The organism is Saccharopolyspora sp. NPDC045839, from assembly GCF_056431645.1.
This window is the reverse complement of the sequence record NZ_JBWKKH010000005.1, coordinates 154,073-174,434: the sequence shown is the minus strand read 5'-3', so window position 1 is coordinate 174,434 and position 20,362 is coordinate 154,073. Positions and strand designations below refer to the sequence as shown.

20 protein-coding genes are annotated in these 20,362 nt (G+C 71.2%); 13 read left to right on the top strand and 7 right to left on the bottom strand.

The features are described 5' to 3' along the window. Positions 1–5 precede the first annotated feature (5 nt). Positions 6–1,346, bottom strand: coding sequence for a purine-cytosine permease family protein (locus AC07EQ_RS09680; RefSeq protein WP_478387588.1), 1,341 nt, complete (start codon positions 1,344–1,346; stop codon positions 6–8). Beyond that, positions 1,346–2,299 (bottom strand): DUF1177 domain-containing protein, encoded by a 954-nt coding sequence (locus tag AC07EQ_RS09675; protein ID WP_478387587.1) that lies wholly within the window; start codon positions 2,297–2,299, stop codon positions 1,346–1,348. Before AC07EQ_RS09675 ends, AC07EQ_RS09680 begins: the two co-directional genes overlap by 1 nt. A 282-nt stretch (positions 2,300–2,581) precedes the next feature. On the opposite strand from AC07EQ_RS09675, the gene AC07EQ_RS09670 reads away from it, so the two are divergent. The 8 genes from AC07EQ_RS09670 (at position 2,582) to AC07EQ_RS09635 (ending at position 10,502) form a co-directional block, all read left to right on the top strand. Next, positions 2,582–3,175 (top strand): helix-turn-helix domain-containing protein, encoded by a 594-nt coding sequence (locus AC07EQ_RS09670; protein WP_478387586.1) that lies wholly within the window; start codon positions 2,582–2,584, stop codon positions 3,173–3,175. A 293-nt stretch (positions 3,176–3,468) separates the two neighbouring features. Beyond that, a complete protein-coding gene (locus AC07EQ_RS09665; protein WP_478387585.1) occupies positions 3,469–4,647 on the top strand; it encodes an NAD(P)/FAD-dependent oxidoreductase in 1,179 nt (392 codons plus the stop codon). Between the two features lie 11 nt (positions 4,648–4,658). Next, entirely contained in the window at positions 4,659–4,973 is a 315-nt protein-coding gene (locus AC07EQ_RS09660; protein WP_478387735.1) for a (2Fe-2S)-binding protein, read from the top strand. Continuing rightward, positions 4,970–6,379, top strand: coding sequence for an FAD/NAD(P)-dependent oxidoreductase (locus AC07EQ_RS09655; protein WP_478387584.1), 1,410 nt, complete (start codon positions 4,970–4,972; stop codon positions 6,377–6,379). Before AC07EQ_RS09660 ends, AC07EQ_RS09655 begins: the two co-directional genes overlap by 4 nt. Beyond that, complete coding sequence (locus AC07EQ_RS09650; protein ID WP_358573420.1) at positions 6,376–7,296, top strand: dihydrodipicolinate synthase family protein; 921 nt, start codon at positions 6,376–6,378, stop codon at positions 7,294–7,296. The genes AC07EQ_RS09655 and AC07EQ_RS09650 overlap by 4 nt, the downstream gene beginning before the upstream one ends. Continuing rightward, positions 7,296–8,297: a proline racemase family protein gene (locus AC07EQ_RS09645; RefSeq protein ID WP_478387583.1), complete on the top strand. Its 1,002-nt coding sequence runs from the start codon at positions 7,296–7,298 to the stop codon at positions 8,295–8,297. Before AC07EQ_RS09650 ends, AC07EQ_RS09645 begins: the two co-directional genes overlap by 1 nt. 229 nt (positions 8,298–8,526) lie before the next feature. Continuing rightward, positions 8,527–9,948, top strand: a complete 1,422-nt coding sequence (locus tag AC07EQ_RS09640; RefSeq protein ID WP_478387582.1) for an amino acid permease — start codon at positions 8,527–8,529, stop codon at positions 9,946–9,948. Between the two features lie 11 nt (positions 9,949–9,959). After that, entirely contained in the window at positions 9,960–10,502 is a 543-nt protein-coding gene (locus tag AC07EQ_RS09635; protein WP_478387581.1) for a GNAT family N-acetyltransferase, read from the top strand. Positions 10,503–10,697: 195 nt separating this feature from the next. Here AC07EQ_RS09635 and AC07EQ_RS09630 read toward each other — a convergent pair whose 3' ends face one another. After that, the gene (locus AC07EQ_RS09630; protein WP_478387580.1) at positions 10,698–11,522 is read right to left on the bottom strand and encodes a helix-turn-helix transcriptional regulator; all 825 of its coding nucleotides are present in this window, start codon (positions 11,520–11,522) and stop codon (positions 10,698–10,700) included. 94 nt (positions 11,523–11,616) lie between these two features. Between AC07EQ_RS09630 and AC07EQ_RS09625 the strand changes: the two genes are divergently transcribed. Together AC07EQ_RS09625 and AC07EQ_RS09620 are read left to right on the top strand one after the other, a co-directional pair. Further along, on the top strand, positions 11,617–13,038 hold the full coding sequence (locus AC07EQ_RS09625) for an MFS transporter (protein ID WP_478387579.1): 1,422 nt from the start codon (positions 11,617–11,619) through the stop codon (positions 13,036–13,038). A gap of 264 nt (positions 13,039–13,302) precedes the next feature. Beyond that, complete coding sequence (locus tag AC07EQ_RS09620; protein ID WP_478387578.1) at positions 13,303–14,100, top strand: SGNH/GDSL hydrolase family protein; 798 nt, start codon at positions 13,303–13,305, stop codon at positions 14,098–14,100. A 62-nt stretch (positions 14,101–14,162) separates the two neighbouring features. Here the strand turns inward: AC07EQ_RS09620 and AC07EQ_RS09615 are convergent, their stop codons facing one another. After that, complete coding sequence (locus AC07EQ_RS09615) at positions 14,163–14,993, bottom strand: right-handed parallel beta-helix repeat-containing protein (protein ID WP_478387577.1); 831 nt, start codon at positions 14,991–14,993, stop codon at positions 14,163–14,165. A 74-nt stretch (positions 14,994–15,067) separates the two neighbouring features. Beyond that, entirely contained in the window at positions 15,068–15,793 is a 726-nt protein-coding gene (locus AC07EQ_RS09610) for a Mut7-C RNAse domain-containing protein (RefSeq protein WP_478387576.1), read from the bottom strand. 188 nt (positions 15,794–15,981) lie between these two features. Here AC07EQ_RS09610 and AC07EQ_RS09605 point away from each other — a divergent pair, with 188 nt between their 5' ends. Both AC07EQ_RS09605 and AC07EQ_RS09600 read left to right on the top strand, forming a co-directional pair. Beyond that, positions 15,982–17,259 carry an amidohydrolase family protein gene (locus AC07EQ_RS09605; protein ID WP_478387734.1) on the top strand — a complete coding sequence of 426 codons (1,278 nt, stop codon included), beginning with the start codon at positions 15,982–15,984 and terminating at the stop codon, positions 17,257–17,259. A gap of 79 nt (positions 17,260–17,338) precedes the next feature. After that, positions 17,339–17,716 carry a VOC family protein gene (locus AC07EQ_RS09600; protein WP_478387575.1) on the top strand — a complete coding sequence of 126 codons (378 nt, stop codon included), beginning with the start codon at positions 17,339–17,341 and terminating at the stop codon, positions 17,714–17,716. Here the strand turns inward: AC07EQ_RS09600 and AC07EQ_RS09595 are convergent. Further along, the gene (locus tag AC07EQ_RS09595; protein WP_478387574.1) at positions 17,691–18,833 is read right to left on the bottom strand and encodes a cation:proton antiporter; all 1,143 of its coding nucleotides are present in this window, start codon (positions 18,831–18,833) and stop codon (positions 17,691–17,693) included. The two genes, AC07EQ_RS09600 and AC07EQ_RS09595, sit on opposite strands and share 26 nt — an antisense overlap. Before the next feature lie 6 nt (positions 18,834–18,839). Beyond that, a complete protein-coding gene (locus tag AC07EQ_RS09590; RefSeq protein WP_478387573.1) occupies positions 18,840–19,319 on the bottom strand; it encodes a cation:proton antiporter regulatory subunit in 480 nt (159 codons plus the stop codon). A 753-nt stretch (positions 19,320–20,072) separates the two neighbouring features. On the opposite strand from AC07EQ_RS09590, the gene AC07EQ_RS09585 reads away from it, so the two are divergent. Then, complete coding sequence (locus tag AC07EQ_RS09585; RefSeq protein WP_132492511.1) at positions 20,073–20,318, top strand: biotin/lipoyl-containing protein; 246 nt, start codon at positions 20,073–20,075, stop codon at positions 20,316–20,318. Positions 20,319–20,362: the final 44 nt, after the last annotated feature.

Here is a 20,362-nt window from a genome sequence, read left to right as displayed (position 1 = left end):
GCTACTCATGACTTGCGTCCTTCCAGCGTCGAGGTCCCCACCGGGCGCACCAGCCCGGCGAAGGCGAGCACCGTGTAGAGCAGGAATCCGGTCAGCAGCGAGTTGAGCGCCGGGATGCCCGCGTCGACGAAGTAGCCGACGCCGAAGCCGGCCGCCCACACCACCAACGTCGCGGGCACCCAGGTGGCCACCTTGTCGGGCAGCGTGCCGGTCGGCCGGGTGCGGTCGAGCTCGCCGCGCATCCGGCGGGCCACCCAGTACTCGGCGACGATGATGCCGCCGATCGGCGGGATCGCCACGCCGAGGATCTTCAGGAATTCCGTGAAGTGGTCCAGGAAACCCATCGCGGACAGCACGGTGCCGAGCACGCCGATCACGAGCGTCACCGTCGCGCGGTGCAGGCGCTTGCCGAAGACCGTGTCCGCGAAGTTCACCACGCCCAGCGAGGAGGCGTAGAGGTTCCAATCGTTGATCTTCGCGGTGGACAGGATCACGATGACCAGCCCGGCGAACCCGGACGTGGACAGCACGATCGAGGTGACGTCCTTGCTGCCGACCAGCTGGCCGAGCAGCACGCCCGTCATGCCGACGATGTACTCGCTGAGGATCATCGAGCACGAGCTCTGCAGCAGGACGTGCCAGCCCTTGCGGTTGTAGCGGGTCATGTCGGGGGCCACGACCGCGCCGGACATGAACCCGCCCGCCACGATGGTCGCCGCCGCCGGGATGGACAGCGCCGCCGCGGTCGGCTCCTTGGCGATCAGGTCGCCGATGGAGTGCTGCGAGAGCGTGCTGATCACGCTCCAGGCCACCAGCGCGAAGAACAACGGCACGGCGATCTTGGCCAGCCACATCATGTACTTGAACCCGTAGATCACCAGCGCGGTCAGCACCGCGCCGGAGATCGCGCACCACAGCCAGATCGGGCCGCCGACCAGCGACTGCATGCTCTTGCCGAAGATGCCGTTCTGCACGCCGAACCAGCCGACCATGCTGATCGCGATGACGAGGCTGACCAGCGCCGAGCCGTTGCGGCCGAACCCGGCGAAGCGGGTGAGCATGGTCATCGCCAGGCCCTCGCGCTGACCGGCCAGGCCGACCAGGAAGATCACGATCTCCAGCAGCACCGCGCCGAGGGTGAACGCCCAGAAGGCGTCCCAGAACCCCATCGCGATGCCCAGCGAGGCACCGAGCACGAACTGGGAGAGCGAGCCGGACTGCCCGAGCCACTGCAGCAGCATCGACCCGAACCCGTAGCGCGCGTCCTGGGGGACGCGGCGCAGCGAGTAGTCGTCGTTGCCGATCTGCTTGCCCGGCGCGGCCTCGGCGGACTGCGCCGTGCCCATCATTCCTCCTCGGCGGGCAGGTCGCCCATGGTCTGCAGGTGGGCGAGGGAGCCGTAGCGGGCGACGAGGTGGTCGAACTCCGCCTGGTCGTGGAAGGCCAGCCGGCCCGCGCCGAACTCCTTGGAGACCTCGACGGCGTAGCGCGCGGCCGCCGCGATGTCGGTCTCGTGGCTGGCGCCGGTGGCGCAGCCGGGCACGGCGGTGGCGGCCACGATCGCCAGGCCCACCACCGGCGCGGCGGTCGCGGTGGCCGGCTGCAGGATCGAGTTGATGTGGTAGACGCCGTTGCCGTAGGGCGTGATGTCCTGCGTGGTCACCGGGTAGGTCACCAGCGGTTCGCCGGTCACGGTCTCCAGCAGGGTGCCCAGCCGGTCCGACACCCGCAGCACCCAGCCCTGCTTGACCGTCGGCGACAGCGCCAGGCCCTTGTGGTTGATGATCCGGTTGCCCTTGGTGGTGTCGATGGACAGCACCGCGTCCATGTCGTCGCTGACCTCGTGGGCGTTCATGGTCGCGATCCCCACCGGGGAGTCCATGAACGGCACCGGCTCGTGCGGCCGGGTCGGCGCGTCCGGGCACACGTGGGTGCTGATCAGGACGTCGCCCGGGAGCACGTCGCCGCGGGCACGCATCGACAGCAGCTTCGCCGCGGTCGCGATGGCCGCGGCGGCGCCGTCGCCGTCGGAGACGAACCCGGTCACCTCCGGGCGGGCGCCGATCCCGCCGAGCCGCCCCACGACGCCCAGCGTCGGGGCGTCGCCGCCGGCCGCCTTGCCCCGCGTGCCGGGGATGCGGACCTGCACGAAGTCGGTCGTGCCCTGGTGGCCTTGAACGGTGGTGCTGGTGGCCGGCCCGGACTCGCCGGCCACCTCGTCGAGATGGGCGACCACGCGGGCGCCGGTGACCGACGGATCGTCGAGGAGATCCACCACATCCAGGACGTGTTTGAGCATCTGGGCCCCTTGGAACTCGGCACCGCGAACCGGGTGCGGGCCGCGAACGCCCGGGCAGGACGGGGGAGCTGCCCGGTCTCGCGGCCTGGTAGTTGGAAGGGCGTTCGCCGGAGTTGTTGTCGGGGCACCTCCGGCGACCGCCGTGCCGATTACGGTGCGCTTGCGGCGAACCGTCGGCAAGGAAATCCCGCTATTCGCAAAACCGGACGTCGCGCGGCCCGGTGGCGGCCGGGTACCGGTGGTTAAGCTGCGGGCACGTTCCGGGTCTTGGGGAGGTGCTTGATGGCGCAGGTGGAGGCCGTCCGGGTGCTGGCGGCCAATCTGCGGGCGCTGCGGGCCGAGCAGGCGCTGTCGCTGTCCGAGGTGGCGCGGCGGTCCGGGATCGCCAAGGGCACGCTGTCGCAGCTGGAGTCCGGCGTCGGCAACCCCACCATCCAGACGGTGTTCAGTTTGTCGAACGCTTTGCAGGTGCCGGTGTCGACCTTGCTGACCGAGCAAACCGAGCCGGACGTGGTGCTGGTGCGGTCCGCGGGGCTGGAGGTGCTCAGCAGCAACGCCGTCGACCTGCGGATGCTGCGCCGGCTCGACCTGACGTCGGCGGTGGTGGAGGTCTACGACCAGCGCGTGCGGCCCGGCGAGGTGCAGCGTTCGGACGGGCATCCCGGGCGGGAACACGTCGTTGTCACGGAAGGAAAACTGCGCGTCGGACCGGCCGACGCGCCCTACGAGCTGGGGCCGGGGGACTACGTGTGCTTCCCGGCGCAGCTGCCGCACACCTACGAGACCGTCGGCGGGCCGGTGACCTCGGTGCTGCTGCTGGAGTACCCCAGCGACGCCGACAGCCCGATGCTCCGCCACCACCCAGGTCTCGGCTAGGCGCGTGGGGCCGCAATTTCAATGGAAATCGAAGGTCCGATTTCCATTGAAATTGCGGGAGTTGTCCACAGGCACCGGCGTGTCGTGGTCCGGCACGCCGGAGGTCCGCAGTTTCAATTGAAACTGCGGAACCCTTCGACCCCTGCGGAACCCTTCGAGCCCCTTCCGGCCGGCCCCCTGCGGGACCCTTCGGACCTTGGGTAGTTCGGGGTTGGTGGGGGTCGGGGGTTGACCTGGGTCACATCGGGGTTTAGCGTCGGCATCGTTCATTTTAGTGAACGTTGGTGGTGGCTATGGGGCAGTTTCCCGACATCGTGGTGGTCGGCGCCGGGATCGTCGGCGCGGCCTGCGCCGAGGCGCTGAGCGCGGCCGGGCACGTCGTCGAGGTGCTGGACCGCGGCGCGCCCGCGGCGGGCACGACGGCGTCCGGCGAAGGCAACGTGCTGGTCTCCGACAAGCCGCCGGGCGCGGAGCTCCGGCTCGCCCAGGCCAGCCGGAGGCGGTGGCCGGAGCTGGTGCGCAGCCTGAGCGAGGAGCTCGGCGCGGACTTCGAGTGGGAGCCCAAGGGTGGCGTGGTTGCCGCGACCACTGTGGACGGAGCGGAGGCGCTGACGTCGTTCGCCGCGCAGCAGCGCGACGCGGGCGTGGACGCGCGGGTTCTGCCGCCCGGCGCGGTTTTCGATCTCGAACCGCACCTCACGCGGGACACGGTGCTCGCGGTGCACTACCCCGAGGACGCCCAGGTGCAGCCAGTCCTCGCGGCATCGGCGCTCCTCGCGGCCGTGCGCCGGCGAGGCGGAACCCTCCGATCGGGAACCGCCGCCACCGGGGTGGTGCGTGGCCGGGACGGCCGGGTGACCGGGGTGCGTGCGGGCGGCAGCGTTTTGCCTTGTGGGGCAGTGGTGAACGCGTGTGGCCCGTGGTCCGGTGAGTTCGCGCGGCTGGCCGGCGCGCCGATCACGGTGCTGCCCCGCCGCGGCATGGTCCTGGTCACCGCGCCGGTGCCGCCGGGGACCGTGCGGCACAAGGTCTACGACGCCGACTACGTCGGCGCGGTGGAAAGCGGCGACGCCGAGCTGCAGACTTCGACGGTGGTGGAGAGCACCCGGGCCGGAACCGTGCTGATCGGGTCGAGCCGGGAGCGCATCGGTTTCGACGACACCGTCCGGACTCGCGTGCTGCGCGAGATCGCGGGCAAGGCCGCCGCGCTGTTCCCGGTGCTGGGACGGGTTCCGGTGATGCGCGCCTACGGCGGCTTCCGGCCGTACGCGCCGGACCACCTGCCGGTGATCGGCGCCGATCCCCGGGTTCCGGGCCTGTGGCACGCGACCGGGCACGAGGGCGCCGGCGTCGGGCTGGCCGCCGCGACCGGGCAGCTGCTCGCGGAGTTGTTCGGCGGGCGGCCGCCGCACGTCGACCCGGAGCCGTTCCGCGTGGACCGGCCCGGGCTGATCGAGGAGGTGCGCGCGTGACGGGCCCGTTCCTGACCCCGGACCGGCGGGATCCGGCGCAGCCGAGGTACTCCGGCGAATTCGCCGTCGAGGTGGACGGGGCGCGCGTCGCCGCGCGTGCCGGGCAGACGGTCGCCGCCGTGCTGATGGCGACCGGCCGCACATCCTGGCGCAGTACCAGGGAGAACGGGCGGCCGCGCGGGCTGTTCTGCGGCATCGGCGCGTGCTTCGACTGCCTGCTGGTCGTGAACGACGTGCCGGATGTGCGGGCGTGTCAACGCGTTGTCGAGCCCGGCGACGTCATCCGCACCCAGCACGGGGCCGAACTGCCGGGAGGCGAGGCATGAGCGTCGTGGTCGTCGGCGGCGGGCCCGCAGGCATGAACGCCGCGGTGCAAGCCGCGCGGGCCGGTGCCGAGGTGGTGCTGGTCGACTCCGCCGAGCGGCTCGGCGGGCAGTTCCACCGCCAGCTGCCGGAGCAGTTCGCGGCACGACGACCGGAACGCATCCAGCACGGCGGGCGGTCGTTCCAGGCGCTCCAGGACGAGGTCCTGGCGAACCCGCGGATCCGGTATCTGCCGCGCAGCACGGTGTGGTCGCTCGAACCGGACCGGCGGATCAACATCCAAAGCGGCCCCGCCGATGCTCCGGGCCGGCGGCTGACGGCACTGCGCGCCGATGCGCTGGTGCTGGCCACCGGGGCGCACGACCGGGTTCTCCCGTTCCCGGGCTGGGACCTGCCCGGGGTGTTCAGCGCCGGGGCCGCGCAGGCGATGGCGAAGGGGCAGCGGATCGCGGTCGGGCACCGCGTGCTCGTCGCCGGGACGGGACCGTTCCTGCTGCCGGTGGCGGAGTCGCTGCTCGACGTGGGAGCCGAGGTCGTCGGCGTGCTGGAGGCCGGGAACCCGGCCGCGTGGCTGCGGCAGCCGGCGGCGGCCGCCGGGCAGCTCGGCAAGCTCCGGGAGCTCGCGGCCTACGCAACCCGCTTCGCCGGGCGCGTGCCGTACCGGACCCGCACTGCGGTCATCGCGGCGCACGGCGACGACCGCGTGCAGGAGGTCGTGACGTCCAAAGTGGATGCCGACTGGCGGCCGATTCCCGGTACCCAGCGCCGGTTCGAGGTGGATGCCGTGTGCGTCGGGCACGGCTTCGTGCCGCAGCTGGAGCTGGCGTTGGCCGCGCGCTGCCGGATCGTCGACGGGTTCGTCGAGGTCGATGCGGCGCAGCGGACGTCCGCGCCGGGGGTGTTCGCGGCCGGTGAAGCGACCGGCATCGGCGGTGCCGACCTCGCCGCCGCCGAAGGCGTCGTCGCCGGTCTCGCCGCGGCCGTGCACGTCGGCGCCGCCGGCTGGGTCCAGGTGGAAACCCAAGCACGCCGAGCACTCATGAAAGTCCGGAATGGACGGAAGTTCGCCCGGGCGCTCGCCGGGGCCCATCCGATCGGATCGGCGTGGTCCGAGTGGCTGGAGCCCGACACGCTCGTGTGCCGGTGCGAAGAAGTCCCGTACCGCGAACTGGAAGCGGCCGTGCAGCAGCGCGCCGCGCACAGCGCCCGCTCGCTGAAGCTGCTCTGCCGGGTCGGTCTCGGCCCCTGTCAGGGCCGGATCTGCGGGCAGAACGCGACCGACCTCGCCGCGCGGCTGCTCGGCGGACCGCTTCCGGACCCGGAAACCCCCGCTCGGCGGCCGATCGCAGCGCCGATCCGGCTCGCCGACCTGGCCGGCATCCCAACCCCTGACGAGGAGGAGAAGTGACTTCCAGCAACGATCTCGGTGGTGTCGTCGTCGCGACCGCCCTGCCCTATGCCGAAGACGCGTCGGCCCCGGCCGGCCTGCGGGTCGACTACGACCGCTACGCCGAGCACTGCCGCTGGGTGGTCGACAACGGCTGCCACGGCGTCGGCCCCAACGGCTCCCTCGGCGAGTACTCGTCGCTGACCCACGAGGAGCGGCGCAAGGTCGCCCAGACCGCGATCGCGACCGTCGGCGACCGGGCGACTGTCATCGTCGGCGTGCACGCGCCGAGCGCGCACGAGGCGAGGTACTGGGCGGAGCTCGCCGCCGAGGACGGCGCGGACGGGCTGCTGTGCCTGCCGCCGACGATCTACCGCGCCAACAAGGGCGAACTCCTGCACCACTTCGAGCAGGTCGCGGCCGTCGGCCTGCCCGTGATGGTCTACAACAACCCGATCGACACCAAGGTCGACCTGACCCCCGACGTGGTTCGCGAGATCGCCGGGATCGACAACATCGCGGCGATCAAGGAGTTCTCCGGCGACGTCCGCCGGGTGCTGGAGATCCGCGAGCAGGCGCCCGGGCTGAACGTGGTGTCCGGCGCCGACGACGTGGTGCTGGAATCGCTGCTGATGGGCGCGGGCGGCTGGTTCGCCGGGTTCCCGAACGTCTTCCCGGCCGAATCGGTGCGGCTCTACGAGCTGGCGCGGGCGGGCAAGGTCGAGGAGGCCCGGGCGCTGTACGAGCCGCTGGTGGCCGCGTTCCGGTGGGACTCGCGCACCGAGTTCGTGCAGGCCATCAAGCGCGGCATGGAGATCGTCGGCCGCTTCGGCGGCCCCTGCCGCCCGCCGCGCGGCCCGCTGCCCGAGGCCATGCTCGCGCAGGTCGACGCCGACATGGAGCGCGCCGTGAAGTACTTGCAGAGCAAGGAGAAATGATGCGGTCGCGCCGTTACTTCAGCGCCGTCGACTCGCACACCGAGGGCATGCCGACGCGGGTGATCACCGGCGGCGTCGGCGTCGTCCCGGGCGAGACGATGGCCGACAAGCGCCGGTACTTCGTCGACAACCTCGACCACATCCGGCAGTTGCTGGTGAACGAGCCGCGCGGGCACTCGGCGATGAGCGGCGCGATCCTGCAGCCGCCGACCCGCGCGGACGCCGACTGGGGCGTCATCTACATCGAGGTCTCCGGCTGCCTGCCGATGTGCGGGCACGGCACCATCGGCGTCGCCACGGTGCTGGTGGAGACCGGCATGGTCGAGGTGGTCGAGCCGGTCACCACGGTCCGGCTGGACACCCCGGCCGGGCTGGTGGTGGCCGAGGTGGCGGTCCGCGACGGGCAGGCGGAGTCGGTGACCATCCGCAACGTGCCGTCGTTCGCCGTGGAGCTGGACGCGTCGGTGCAGGTGCCGGGGATCGGCGAGGTGCGCTACGACCTGGCCTTCGGCGGCAACCTCTACGCGATCACCCCGCTGGCCGACCTCGGAATTCCCTTCGACAAGGCCGAGAAGGACCGGATGCTGGGCGCCGGACTGGCGATCATGGCGGCCATCAACGAGCAACGCCGCCCGCAGCACCCGCTCGACGCGAACATCGCAGGCTGCAAGCACGTCTACCTCGAAGCGCCCGGCAGCGACGCCGAGCACTCCCGGCACGCGATGGCGATCCACCCCGGCTGGTTCGACAGATCTCCTTGCGGCACCGGCACTTCCGCGCGCATGGCGCAACTCCACGCGCGCGGGAAGCTGGCACTGGACACCGATTTCGTCAACGAATCCCTGATCGGCACCCGGTTCGTCGGGCGGCTCGTGGACACCGCGCTGGTCGGCGACCGACCGGCGGTGGTGCCGACGATCACCGGCCGGGCCTGGATCACCGGCATGGCCCAGTACCTGCTGGACCCGACCGACCCGTTCCCGACCGGCTTCACGTTGTAATTCCGCGCGACCGCGCCGGGAGGATTCCAATTTTAGGCAAAATCGGGATCCTCCCCGACGCAACGCGGTAGACGGTTGCCCGGCGCGGAGAGTTCCCAATTTTAGGCAAAATCGGTTTCACCTGGTCAATCCCGCGTGAGCTCGCAGGTGGCGCGCGGCGGTGGAGTGTGTCCAGTTTTAGGCAAAATTGGAACCGCTCCGGCGCGCCCTCGTTCCCGGAGGTGCCCCAATGATCGATGCGAACGGCCGCGGCGTGCTGCGGCGCAAACCGGTGGACGACATCGACGATCCGCCGCAGGGCGCCGGCCTGAAACGGGTGATGGGCACCTGGCAGCTGACCGCGCTGAGCCTCGGCGGCCTGGTCGGCGCCGGGGTGTTCTCCCTCAGCGGCGTGGTCGCCAACGAGCTCGCCGGGCCCGGGGTGCTGCTGTCGTTCCTGATCGCGGTCCTCGCCAGCGCGGCCGCGGCGCTGTGCTACGCGGAATTCACCAGCATGATCCCGAAAGCGGGCTCGGCCTACACCTACGCCTACGCGGTGCTCGGCGAGCTGGCCGGCTGGCTGATCGGCTGGGACCTGCTGCTGGAGTACACCGCGATCGTCGCGGTCGTCGCCATCGGGGTCTCCGGCTACCTGTCCTACCTGGTCGGCCAGCTCGGGCTGGACCTGCCCGCCTGGATGCTGGGCGCGCCCGGCACCGGCGACGGCCACGTCGTCGACCTGTTCGCGATGCTGCTGTGCCTGCTGCTGGCGTGGCTGCTCAACCGCGGCGCGAAGTCCTCGGCGCGGGTCGAGACCGCGCTGGTGGTGATGAAGATCGTGCTGGTCCTGGTCGTCGTGGTGGCCGGTGCGTTCCACATCAACGCGGGCAACTACACGCCGTTCCTGCCCTACGGGCTCGGCGGCGCGATCACCGGTGCGGCCACGGCCTTCTTCGCCGTCTACGGCTACGACGCGATGAGCGCGGCGGCGGAGGAATCGGCCGACGCCCGGCGGGCGATGCCGCGCGCGATCATCTACTCGCTGGGCACCGCCACCGTGATCTACGTGCTGGTGTGCGTGGTGCTGCTCGGAATGCAGCATTACAGCGAGATCGACGTCCGCAGCCCGTTCTCCGGCGCGTTGGCGGCGGTCGGCCTGCCGGGGCTCGCGCTGATCGTCGCGGTCGGCGCGGTGTTCGGCATCGTGACCTCGATGTTCGCGAACATGCTCGCGGTGACGCGGGTGTGGTTCGCGATGAGCCGCGACGGGCTGCTGCCCGCCTGGTTCGCCAAGACCCACGAGGTGCGCAAGGTGCCGCACCGGGTCACCTGGGTGGTCGGGGTGGTGTCGGCGCTGATCGCGGGCCTGCTGCCGATCCGGGAGGCGGCCGAGCTGACCAACATCGGCATCCTGGTGGCGTTCATCGTCGTCGCGGTGTCGGTGGTGGTGCTGCGCCGCCAACGCCCCGAACTGGAGCGGGGTTTCCGCTGCCCGTGGGTGCCGGTGGTGCCGGGGATCGGCGTGGTGTTCTCGCTGTGGCTGATCAGCCAGCTCGACTGGGTCACCTGGGCGCGCTTCGTCGGCTGGATGGCCGTCGGGCTGCTGGTCTACGCGTTCTACGGCTACCGGCGGTCGGCGCTGGCGGACAAATCGGTCGCGGGAATGCGCTGACCGCTGCCAGGATGGGTGGTATGACCGAAGTGCGTACCGCGCATACCGCCGACCTCGACGAAGCGACGCTCAAGGCCGCCCGGGCGCTGCTCTGGGACGTGTTCGAAGACGACATGACGGAGCACGACTGGGAGCACTGCCTGGGCGGCATCCACGCCCTGGTCTGGGAAGGCGACGAGCTGATCGGCCATGCGGCGGTGATCCAGCGGCGCCTCCTGCACGACGGCCGGGCTCTGCGCGCGGGCTACGTCGAGGGCGTCGCGGTGCGAGCGGACCGGCGACGCCGGGGCATCGCGGCAGCGATGATGGCGGAGCTGGAGGGCGTGATCCGCCGCGCCTACGACCTCGGAGCGCTGGGAGCCAGCGACGAAGGAGCGGCGCTGTACGAGGCGCGCGGTTGGCAGCGCTGGCAAGGCCCGACTTTCGCCCTGGCGCCAACGGGAATCCAGCGCACGGCGGACGAGGACGGCTTCATCTTCGTCTTCCCGGCGGAAGCCCCGCTGGACCTGACCGGAGACCTCACCTGCGACTGGCGCGACGGCGACGCCTGGTAGCGGCTCCAGTCCTCGTGGGTGTTCGTTCCGGTTCTTACCGGAGCGAACACCCACGAGGCTGCGGGGCCCGGTAGCCTGGTCCGCGTCTGGACGTCGACGTCGCTGCCTTCCTGCGGGCTGTCAAGGATGGGCGTTTCGAGCTGTGAGTGGGTGGGTCTCGTGAGTGTTGAAACCGGTTCTTACCGGTCTTAGCACTCACGCCCCCGTTCGGGGCTCTTCGATGAGCTGGGGCAGCTTTTCCGCCGTGGTCTGGTCGGCGGGCATGCAGGCGAAGAGCTTGGTGCCAGTGGTGTCCATTGTGGAGAGCTTGGCGTAGTCGAAGGTCAGCCTGCCGACCCTCGGGTGGTCGAAGACCCTGCGGTTGGAGCTGAACTCCGCGATGTCCTGATCCGCCCACCACTCGTCGAATTCCGGGCTGGTCCGTCGCAATTCCGCGATCAGCGCCTCGATGTCCGGCTCGCCGAGGCGGGACGCGACGTCCGCGCGGTACTGCGCGAGCAGGTTGCGGGCCTGGCCCGGCCAGTCGGCCAGCAGGGCGCGGATGCGCGGTTCGGTGAACACCAGGCGGATCAGGTTCCGGTCCGCCGGTTCGCCGATCAACGCCGCCTCGGCGCGGTTCCAGGCCACCAGGTCCCAGTTCGCGTCCAGCAGGTACGCCGGGTTGGGGTCGAGAGCGTCCACCATGCGCTGCAACGCGGCGGGAAGGCCTGAGTCTTCCGCGACCGAATCCGGCGGCGCGGCGTCGGCCAGCGCGAACAGGTGCCGCCGCTCGGCAGGGGACAGCCGCAATTCCCGCGCCAGGCTCTCCAGGACTTGGCGGCTCACCGAGATGTCCCTGGCCTGCTCCAGCCACGTGTACCAGGTGACGCTGACGCCGGAGAGCTGCGCGATCTCCTCGCGGCGCAGGCCCGGCGCCCTTCGTCGCGGTCCGGCCGGGAGGCCGACCTCGGTCGGGGTGAGCCGATCCCGGCGGGAGCGGAGGAAATCCGCGAGGGCGCGGCGGCGCAGCTGGGGCAACATCGATCTTCGTTCCGGGCCGAGAAGTCCTGGTAGTGGCGATACCAGCATAATCGCCCGCTACCCGGCCGCGGCCGCGGCTGACGACGCTGGCGGCATGGCACAGACAGATTCCTCCGGCTTCGCCCCTTCGTCGCCGCCGGGCGAGCCGTGGCGAGCGCTGTCGATCCTGCTGGTCGGGGTGTTCATGGCCGTTCTGGACACGTTCATCGTGCTCGTCGCCGCCCCGGCGATCCAGGCGGACCTCGGCGCGACCGGCGCGGAACTGCAGCTGGTCTTCGCCGGGTACCAGCTCACCTACGCCGTCGCCCTGATCACCTGCGCGAGGCTCGGCGATCTCCTCGGCCGCAAGCCGATGTTCCTGGGCGGGATGCTCCTGTTCACGCTGTCCTCCGCGGCCTGCGCCGCCGCGCCGGACGCCGGCCTGCTGATCGCCGCTCGGTTCGTCCAAGGGCTCGCCGCGGCGGCGATGTTCCCGCAGGTGCTCGCGATGATCCACGTCGTGGTGCCCGAGGCGCAGCGGCCCAAGGCTTTCAGCGTGCTCGGGGCGGTCATCGGCATGTCGGGGATCGTCGGGCAGCTGCTCGGCGGCGTCCTGGTGGGCGCGAACCTCTTCGGCAGTTCGTGGCGGCCGATCTTCTGGGTCAACGTGCCCATCGGCCTGATCACCATAGGGCTCGCCTTGGCGTTCGTGCCGCGGTCGCGGCCCGCCGAGGCCCGCCGCCTCGACCTGCCGGGCGCAGCGGTGCTGACCGTCGCATTGTGCCTGCTGGTGGTGCCGCTGATCGTGGGGCGCGAGGCGGGTTGGCCGCTGTGGACGTGGTTCAGCCTGTTCGGCAGCGTGCTCGCGTTCGGAGTTTTCGGTTTCGTCGAAAGGCAGATCGCGCAGGACGGTGGCACCCCGCTGATCCGGCTGCGGATGTTCCGGCAGCGCCCCTTCGCCGTCGGCATGGCGCTCGTGCTGCTCGCCTACGCCGGCATCAACTCCTTCTTCCTCGTGCTGTCGCTCACCGCGCAGGACGGCCTGGGCATGAACGCGCTGGAAGCCGGTCTGATCTACCTGCCGTTCGCCGCCGCGTTCTTCGCCGCCAGCGTCCTCGGCGGCCGCCTGTCCGCGAAAGGCAAGAACGTGCTGCTGACCGGGGCGGTTCTCGGCGGCTGCGGATACGCCTGCACGATCGCCGTGGTCGTGCTCCTCGGTGACGGCCTGACCGGCTGGTGGCTGGCCCCGCCGCTGATCCTCGTCGGCGCGGGCAACGGCCTGTTCGTTCCGCCGCTGCTCAACGCCGTGCTCTCGCGGATTCCGCACGCGGAAGCGGGCATGGCCTCGGGCGTCCTCTCCACCGGGCAGCAGGTCGGCGGCGCGCTCGGCGTCGCCGTTCTCGGGGCCGTCTACTACGGAGCCCTCGGCGCACCGGCCGGTTCCTACGGGCACGCCTTCGTCCTCGCCGTCGTGGTCAACCTGGTCCTGGCCATCGCGATCTCGTTGCTGCTGCCCGGCCTTTCGAAGCGGGCCTGACCAACGCAGCGGTGAAGGCGCTATCGAGGTGCCTTCACCGCGTGTACCTGCGCTGTTCGGGCGAACGCTGCCGACACTGCTCGGCTCAACGGGAACGGGTCCACTGTGGTGTCCGGTGGGCCCGGGAATCACCCGTACAGCGGCTGTCGCGAGCGGGCGTTCTGTGCCGTTTCGGCTGCTACTGGCGGGTACTCGCCAATTTCTTCGATGTGCTGCGGAATTCTCCTTGAATGGTGGCGATTTCGAACTCCGATCGGAGGAAGAATGCGTCACTTACGGCACATCATCGGTGCTGCTGCCGCCGTGGCGGCGGCGAGCACCGTGCTGGCCACCCCGGCGTTCGCCGCGCCCGCCGCCGAGAACTACGCGGCGCTGGGCGACTCCTACGCCTCCGGGGTCGGCACCCGCGAGTACACCGACGACAGCGGGGACTGCCTGCGCAGCCCCAAGGCCTACGCGCAGCTGTGGGCCGACTCGCACGACGTCTCGAACTTCGCGTTCGAGGCATGTTCGGGCGCGGTCACCGATGACGTCAACGCCAACCAGCTCGACCAGCTCAGCGCGGACACCACGCTGGTCACCATCTCCATCGGCGGCAACGACATCGGCTTCAGCAGCGTCATCCAGGACTGCCTGCTCGGCGACGACAACGGCTGCGACTCGGCGGTCAGCAAGGGGGAGGAGCGGGCCCGCAACGAGCTGCCCGCCAAGCTCGACGCCACCTACGCCAACATCAGCGAGGCCGCCCCGAACGCCAAGGTCGTGGTGCTCGGCTACCCGCGCCTCACCGAGCAGGGTGACTGCGGCATCCCGTTCTTCTCCGACGCCAAGCGGCAGCGGATCAACGACGGTGCCGACGTGCTGGCCGAGGTGATCTCCGCCCGGGCCGACGCGGCCGGGTTCACCTTCGCCGACACCCGTGACGCATTCGCCGGACACGGCGTGTGCTCCTCCGACGAGTGGATCAACGGCCCGAGCAACCCGCTGGTGGAGTCCTTCCACCCGGACATCGACGGCCACGCCAAGGCGTACCTCCCGGTGCTCGACGCCGTCACCGGCTGACGGCCCCGCTCCTGGATGGGTGGCGATTCGCGCGGAATCGCCACCCATTTTCGCGCGTGGGTTCACTTCCGGAAGTGGCGCGCCGTCAAGCGGAGCCGCCCCTGCCACAGGCCCTCTCGCAGAACCCCGGGCGCTGCGGTGTTCTCCACCAGGTAGGACGCCAGAACGCCGCTGGCCCGCTCTCCCCAGACGATGCCGAATCCGTCCAAGTCGTGCACCCAGCACTCGTCGATCGAGACCTGGTTGGAGCGGACTTCGATTCCGGAACCCGAGCAATGCGCGATCTCGCACTGCTCGACGGACACGTTGAAAGCGCCGTCGAGGTGGATTCCCCGGCCACCTGCCTGCGCGATGGTGCAGAGGCGAAACTTCGCACTCGCGCCCTTGCGCACGGTGATCGCATCCTCGGTGACGTCCCGGATCGAGCAGTCCTCCACCTCGACAGCGGGGCGCTCCCGGACGAACTCATCCCCGGTGATCAGGAGCCCGTTGCGCGAGTCCGAGATATCGGTGCCGCGGATGGTCGCCTCGGCGGCGTGGCGGACCACCACCCCGGTGCCGGTCTCTGCCGATGCGGAGCAGTCGAGGATTCGCGCCCTGCCGCCGGAGATTTCGATGGCCGGCTTCCCGGCCGAGCGCACCGCCAGTCCGTGGAGCTCCACTGTGGAATCCTCCGCCGATATCCCGGCGTCTTTGCGTTGGGGATCGGCGATCGTGACGGTGCCGGGTTCGAGCGCGGCGAGGGTGACGTGCCGCCGCCGGATGGTGATCGACTCCTGGTAGTCGCCGGGGGCGATGGAGATGACCGCATCCCGTCCGGCGGCCGCCAGGGCTTCGCGGATGGTCGGGAACGCGCCGCGACCTTCGGGCGCTACCTGGAGTTTCCGGGGCATGGATCCTCACTGCTCGGGACGGCAGACCTGGCCGGCACAAACTAGCGCGAGCGGTACGTCCGCGAAACGCGTTTTCATGCGCCGGTCCCGGGATGCGCGAGGCGTGCCGCCCGGATGATCGCGTTGATCCGCCGGGCGTGCGCGCCCCGCCAGTACACCTGGCCGCAGTCGCCGCAGCGCGCGTATTCGTCGTAGTGGCGGCGGGTTCCCGATTCGATCTCCGCCAGAACATCCTTTTTGGACACTGCGATCAGCGGGCCGTTGCACGACGTGCAGCGGGTCCACGGCGCGAGCGGCGGCGCGAACCGGCTGATGACGTCCGCCAGCTGCCGCGCGGGATCGGCCCCACGCACGTAAGCGCCCGCCCACAGCGCCCGGCGGCGCAGGATGCCCCGGTCCTGGGTCAGCAGCACCCGCCGCTCTCGTTCGGCCTGCGCGATCAGTTCGTCGTCGGCGGAATCGTTGCGGTAGGCGGTGTCCACGCCGAGCAGCCGCAGCCGCCGCGCCAGCTTGCCCAGGTGCACGTCCAGCACGAACCGCGCCGCAACGGGCTGCGGACGCTCGACCGGACCGATCTCGATCGTCGCGCCAGGCCGCGGCTGGCGCGACGGACCTGCGGAAATGCCGTCGACCAGCAGCGACCCCACCTCGGTGAGCGGCACCCCGACGGATTCGGCGAGGTGCCCCAGCGTGGCGGTGCCGTCGTAGCGCAGCTGGAACTGCTCGACCCGGCGCCGCGGAGCGGCGAAGAACCACAGATCCGGGTCGATGCGCACCAGCACCGTCGCCTCCGGCGTCACCGCCCCATTGTCCCTTGCCTCCGAACGGCGGCATGTCAGCGTGTGGTCGAGCCGCTACGGTGATCATCCCGGCCGGTGTCGAGGGAGCCCCCGCGAAAGCTCCCGAGGGTGCTTGGCGCCCGCCGACGGTTGGGGTCGAATTGGCAGGCTTCGCTGCTCAGAACACGCAGGTATCCCGGCGCGCCGTGATGGTCGGCGCCCTGGTCGCGACCGGTGCCGCCGCATGCACCGGCGGGTCCGCCACGGGTTCGGCGGGTGGGCGCTTGTTGTTGCGCGGCACCACTTTGCCCGACGGCCGCCGCGCCGACGTGCTGCTGGACCAGGGCAAGATCGCCGCGATCGGCGGGGACGCCGGGGGAGCGGACGAGCTCGACCTCGCCGGTTACCTGCTGCTGCCGTCCGGGGTGGAAACGCACGCGCACCTGGACAAGGCGTTCCTGGGGCGGCGGGTGCCGAACCCGGCCGGCGACCTGGCCGGGGCGATCGAGGTCATGTCGGCGATCGCGCCCACGATGACCGACGAAGACGTGCGGGAGCGGGCGAGCCGGGGCATCGAACTGGCCGTTCGGCACGGCTACACCGCGATCCGCACGCACGTGGACGTCAACGCGAGAAACGGCACGCGCCCGCTGAAGGTGCTGCTGGACCTGCGGCAGCAGTACGCCGACATCGTCGACCTCCAGGTGGTGGCGTTCGTCGGCCCGGTCTCCGGCACGGCTGGTGCCCGGGCCCGCGCGCTGCTGGACGAGGGCCTTCGGCTGGGTGCCGACGTGGTGGGCGGCCTGCCCTACGCCGACCCCGACCCGGCCCAGGCGGTGCGCGAATACCTCGCCGCCGCAAAGGAATACGGTCGGCTGGTCGACCTGCACACCGACGAGACCACCGATGCGAGCGTGCTCTCGCTGCGGGAGCTGATCGCCGAGACCGCCCGCGCAGGCATGGGCGGCAAGGTCGCCGCCTCGCACTGCGTCAGCCTCGGCCGACAGGACCCGGAGACCGCGAACCTGGTCGCGAAGGACGCGGCGGCCGCGGGCGTCGCGGTGATCACGCTGCCGCAGACCAACCTGTACCTGCAGGGGCGCGAGGGAGGTGTCCTCGTGCCGCGCGGACTGACGGCCATCGACGCACTGCGCCGCGCGGGCGCCGTGCTGGCCGGCGGGGGCGACAACTGGCGGGATCCGTTCAACGCCGTGGGCCGGGCGGATCCGTTCGAGATCGCCTCGCTGCTGGTCGCCGCGGGTCACCTGGACACCGCGGCCGCCTACGCGGCGGTGTCCGACCAGGCCAGGACGGTGCTGAACCTGCCGCCGGTGGGCCTGCGCCCGGGCGACCCGGCGGAGCTCCTCGCGATCCGCGCGGCGGACCTGGACGAGGCGGTGGCGGGCGCGACCGAGGACCGCGCGGTCTTCCACCGCGGCCGCCTCGTCGCCCGGACCCAGGTGACCACGGCGCTGCACCGCGCGTGATCGGCACCGATGAGTTCCCGCCTCGCGGGCGGTCTACCCCTGCGGAAACCGTGTTCACCCGACGAGGAAGGCACCCGCCGTGACGATCCAGCCGATCATCAACACGCCCGACCTGGACCGGCTGCTGAACTTCTACACAACGCTGTTCGGCGCGGTGGAGAAGTTCCGCATCCCGGACGACGGGCCGACGTTCTTCATCGGCCTGCAGGTCGGCGACGCCGAGCTCGGCCTGGTCACCGGCCGCGACGCCGAGGCGGGCACGACGGGGCGGGTGCTGCTGAGCTTCGACGTGGAGAACGTCGACGCCCTCCTCGACCAGGTGGAGGAGCTCGGCGGCCGGGTCCAGGGCCCGCCGAACGACATGCCGTGGGGCCAGCGAGTCGCCCACGTCTTCGACCCCGACGGCAACGCCGTGAACCTCACGCAGCCGGTCACACCTGGCGGAGGGGTGGGCTGAACCACCAGGTGAGCAGCGGGCCCGCGATCGCCAGCACCAGCACGTAGCCCGTGGCCAGGGCGCCGATGCTGTCGCCCTGGATCGCCACCAGGCTGGCGATGATGATCGAGAACTCGCCGCGCACGATCAGCACGCTGCCCGCGCGCAGCCGGCCCTTCCGCCCCGCCCCGGCGCGGGCCGCCGCGAACCAGCCGGTGCCGATCTTGGTCAGCGCCGTCACCACGGCCAGCGCGAGCGCCACCGGCAGCAGCGGAACCAGCGTCGCCGGGGACACGGAAATGCCGATCGCCAGGAAGAACGCCGCGGCGAACAGGTCCCGCAGCGGCGCGACAAGCGCCCGCACCCTTTCGGCCAGCGGGCCGGTCAACGCCAGCCCCACCAGGAACGCGCCGACCGCCGCCGACGCCCCGGCCAGCTCCGCGATCGCGGCCACCACCAGCGACAACCCGACGATCCGCAGCAGCAGCTGCTCGGTGTCGCCGTCCTCGACCAGGTGGCCGACGCGATGCCCCCAGCGCCGCGATGCCCCCAGCGCCAGCAGCAGCACGCCCACCGCCACCGACACGCTCGCCAGGCCGTGCAGCACCGTGCCGCCGGTGGCCAGCACCGCCAGGATCGGCAGGTACACGGCCATCGCGAAGTCCTCCAGCAGCAGGATCGACAGCACCGCCGGCGTCTCCCGGTTGCCCAGCCGGTGCAGGTCGTCCAGCAGCCGGGACACGATCGTCGACGACGACACCCAGGTGATCCCGGCGAGCGCCACGATCCCGGTCGCGTCCAGCCCGAGCAGCCAGCCGGCCAGTGCGCCCGGCGCCGCGTTGACCACCATGTCCAGCAGCCCGGACGGGACGTGCCGGCGCAGCGTCACGGTGAACTCCTCGATGGAGAACTCCAGGCCGAGCGTGAGCAGCAGGAGCACCACGCCGATCGACGCGCCGATCTCCACGAAGTCGCGGGCGGCGGGCAGCGGCGCGATGCCGCCCTCGCCCACCGCCAGCCCCACCAGCAGGTACAGCGGGATGGGGGACACCCCGAAGCGCCGGGTGACCGTGCCGACCGCGCCGAGCACGATCAGGACGATCCCCAGTTCCAGCAGCAGCGCGATCGAGGTGTGCACGGCAGCTCACCCCGCCAGGATGCGTTCCACCCCGGTGATGCCCTGCTGCGTGCCGATCACCACGAGGATGTCCCCGGCCTGCAGGCCCTGGCCGGGTGCTGGCGAGGCGATGACGTCCTCGCCGCGCACGATCGCCACGATCGACGCGCCGGTGCGGGTACGGGCGCGGGTCTCGCCGAGGGTGCGGCCGTCGAACGGCGAGCCGGCGGTCACCTCGACCTGACCGGCGTTGAGCCCCGGCACCTCGCGCGTCAGGTCGGCGAACCGCTCGGCGATGCGCGGGGCGCCGAGGATCTCGGTGACCGCGTCGGCCTCCTCCTCGCTGAGCCGGAACAGCAGCCGGACCTCGTCGGGATCGTCGCCGGGGTAGGCGACGAACTCGAAGTCGCCGCGCCGTCGAGCCACCACGCCGATGCGCTGGCCGGCGGTGGTGGTGAACTCGTACCGCAGCCCGACCCCGGGGAGCAGAACTTCGGTGACGTCCATGCGCCAATCATCGCGCCGCCCCGCCGCACCCGCTGGTCGTCACACGGCGCCCGGATCGCGGTGCGGCGCGGCGGAGTCCACTGTGGAGCAGTTCGCGCGGGGCACGCGCTGCGGACCGCTCGCGCGGCCGTGGCCTCGCTGCAGACGACCGCCGAAGAGGCGGAATGATGAGGTTCCGCGCGCTGATCCCCCTCACCGGCGGCAGCCGAACCAAGATCGAGTCGCTGCCGACCGGGGGCGTCGACCTGATCCCGGACCGCAATTTCCATTGAAATCGAAGGTTCGACTTCCATTGAAATTGCGGACCCCTGGAGGCGGTGGCCTGCCCCGCTTCGGCGGCACCAGCTGAAACCTGCTCGCGTGTGCCGCACGCGTCGGGTGTGCGGAATGTGGCGCGTGAGGAGCGCTGGGTCACCTTTCGCCCCGCGCAGCCGGGAACATCGGTTAAAGTGGCAGCGGCATCGGTGGGCCCCAGCGCCCGCCGGCGAACGACCTGGCGGTGCCGGGTGGGTCGCCGGAGCATCCCCGCTCCACGGCCCGGCGCCCCGGAGTACGTACCGCAGAACTAGCCGTGCCGGTCCAAGGCGCCACCTCAGGCCGCACGGCTGTCCCGGGTGGTCAAAAGGGAGGGACGGCGCCAGCCGTCTCGGCCGCCCGCGTGGAAGAGCCCGCTGACCGGGAGGTCAGCGGGTTTTTTCGCTTCCCGGGCCGCGCGACTGGCGACCCGGCCGGGGAAGGCGCACGGTACCGGGTATGTCCACTGTCAAGGCACAGCAGTCCGGCGTGTTCTTCCGGCGCCCGGCCCCGGAAGCCGACCCGTACGTGCGCGAGGGCGGCCACGTCGACCCCGGTCAGACCATCGCGGTGATCGAAGCGGTGAAGACCTTCAACCCCGTCAAGTCGGCCGCCGCCGGGACCGTGACCCGGTTCCTGCTCGCCGACGGCACCGAAGTCGCCCAGGGGCAGGAAATCGCCGAACTCGCCGACGAGAACACCTGACGCGGGTGATCTTGAATTCCGCGCAAGCCCTATCATGACCGCGC